Genomic DNA, 2,784 nt, shown 5'->3' with positions numbered 1-2,784 from the left:
CGTTTTCGGCGCACCGCCAGGTGTGAGACACAGCCCGGGGGGGGGGGGCGTCACATAACCCCGCGCCCCCCCCCCGCCCCTTGAACTGGGCCGTCGTAGGACTGCCTACGAGACCACCGCGGGGTCGACCGGTTTGGCCACCCTGTCGGCGTTGCCTTCGTCACCCACGGCGATGCCACGCCGCTTGGAGACATAGACCGCGCCGATGATCACGAGGAGCGAGGCGCCGGCGATCAGGACCCGCACGCCGACGTTCTTGTCCTCGCCGTAGCTGAACTGGATGACCGCGGGCGCGATGAGCAGCGCGACCAGGTTCATCACCTTCAGCAGCGGGTTGATCGCGGGACCGGCGGTGTCCTTGAAGGGGTCGCCGACCGTGTCGCCGATCACCGTCGCGGCGTGGGCCTCGCTGCCCTTGCCGCCGTGGTGGCCGTCCTCGACGAGCTTCTTGGCGTTGTCCCAGGCGCCGCCGGAGTTGGCCAGGAACACCGCCATCAGCGTGCCGGTGCCGATCGCGCCGGCCAGGTAGGCGCCGAGCGCGCCGACACCGAGCGTGAACCCGATGGCGATGGGCGCCATGACCGCCAGCAGACCCGGCGTCGTGAGCTCCCTGAGCGCGTCCTTGGTACAGATGTCGACGACCTTGCCGTACTCGGGCGTCTCGCTGTAGTCCATGATCCCGGGCTTCTCGCGGAACTGCCGCCGCACCTCGTAGACCACGGCACCCGCCGACCGCGACACGGCGTTGATGGCGAGCCCCGAGAAGAGGAAGACGACCGCCGCGCCCGCGATGAGGCCGACGAGGTTGTTGGGCTGAGAGATGTCCATCATCAGGCTCATCGGCGCACCGTCACCGCTGAGTTTCTCGCCCACGTCCCGCGCGCCGGTGGTGATGGCGTCGCGGTACGACCCGAACAGCGCCGATGCCGCCAGGACGGCGGTGGCGATGGCGATGCCCTTGGTGATGGCCTTGGTGGTGTTGCCGACCGCGTCCAGGTTGGTGAGCACCTGGGCGCCCGCGCCTTCGACGTCGCCGGACATCTCGGCGATGCCCTGCGCGTTGTCGGAGACCGGACCGAAGGTGTCCATGGCGACGATCACGCCGACCGTGGTGAGCAGACCGGTGCCGGCCAGCGCCACCGCGAACAGCGCCAGCATGATCGACGTGCCGCCGAGCAGGAACGCCCCGTAGACGCCGAGGCCGATCAGCAGGGCGGTGTAGACGGCCGACTCCAGGCCGACGGAGATGCCGGCGAGGACGACGGTCGCGGGACCGGTCAGCGAGGTCTTGCCGATGTCCATGACCGGACGCCGGTTGGTCTCGGTGAAGTAGCCGGTCAGCTGCTGGATGACGGCCGCCAGCAGGATGCCGATGCCCACGGCGACGAGCGCGAGGATCCGCGGGTCGCCGTTCTTGGCCGCGATCGCCCCGTCGGTGACGCCGTCGAGGTCGGCGTACGACGACGGCAGATAGGCGAACACGGCGACCGCGACGAGCACGAGCGAGATCACCGCGGAGATGAAGAACCCACGGTTGATCGCGGACATGCCGCTGCGGTCGGAGCGGCGCGGGGCCACGGCGAAGATGCCGATCATCGCCGTGATCACGCCGATCGCGGGCACGATCAGCGGGAAGGCGAGTCCGAGGTCACCGAAGGCCGCCTTGCCGAGGATCAGCGCGGCGACCAGGGTCACGGCATACGACTCGAACAGGTCGGCCGCCATGCCCGCGCAGTCGCCGACGTTGTCGCCCACGTTGTCGGCGATGGTCGCGGCATTGCGCGGGTCGTCCTCCGGAATGCCCTGTTCGACCTTGCCGACCAGGTCGGCGCCGACGTCGGCGGCCTTGGTGAAGATGCCGCCGCCGACACGCATGAACATCGCGATCAGCGCGGCACCGAGACCGAATCCTTCGAGCACCTTCGGCGCGTCGGCCGCGTACACCAGCACTACACAGGAGGCGCCCAGCAGGCCGAGCCCCACCGTGAACATGCCGACGACGCCGCCCGTGCGGAAAGCGATCTTCATGGCTTTGTGCGAGACCGCGGTGAGATCCTTTTCCGGCTCTCCAGGCGCCGGAGTCGCTTCCCGTGCGGCCGCGGCGACACGCACATTGCTTCGTACGGCGAGCCACATGCCGATATAGCCGGTGGCTGCCGAGAACGCGGCGCCGATCAAGAAGAACACCGATCGGCCGATGCGCTGATTCCAGTCGTCCGCGGGCAGCAGCATGAGCAGGAAGAACACGACGACGGCGAATGCGCCGAGCGTGCGCAGCTGCCGGGCCAGATAGGCGTTGGCGCCTTCCTGGACGGCTGCCGCGATCTTCTTCATGCTGTCGGTGCCCTCGCCCGCCGCCAGCACCTGGCGTACCAGAACGCCGGCGACGACGAGCGCGGCCAACGCGACGACCCCGATGACCGTCACGATGATCCGGTTGTCGTCGGTCAGTACTGCGGCTGCGAGGGTTGTGGGGTGGTCCAGCTGATGAGGGGTAGAAAGCCCCGCCATTCGTCCTCCTTGACGCTTGGGCTGAGCTCAAGATGTGGACGGATTCTAGGTACCGGAACCTGATCAAAACAGATGGCGGTAAGCGGAATTGGCCTTCTTGTGCCGTTCAGCAAATGATCGACGTCAAGCCACTGAACCCGAAAGTGCTAATGCCCTAAAACCGTTGACGTGAGCATAGGCTCTTGATCGAATTATCGGGAGATTGATCGTGAATTCCTTCACGAATTCCCTGACGTCGCCGGAGAAACGCGAAGGGGCCCTGCTGAGCAGGGC

At 67.3% G+C, this 2,784-nt stretch carries 1 protein-coding gene; it reads right to left on the bottom strand.

The features are described 5' to 3' along the window. Window positions 1-105: 105 nt before the first annotated feature. Entirely contained in the window at window positions 106-2,511 is a 2,406-nt protein-coding gene (locus ACFWYS_RS13990) for a sodium-translocating pyrophosphatase (protein WP_384767124.1), read from the bottom strand. Window positions 2,512-2,784: the final 273 nt, after the last annotated feature.

This window comes from Streptomyces sp. NPDC059010 (assembly GCF_042740355.1).
GTDB lineage: Bacteria > Actinomycetota > Actinomycetes > Streptomycetales > Streptomycetaceae > Streptomyces.
Note: the sequence above shows the minus strand (reverse complement) of the source record. Positions and strands in the feature narration are given on the sequence as shown.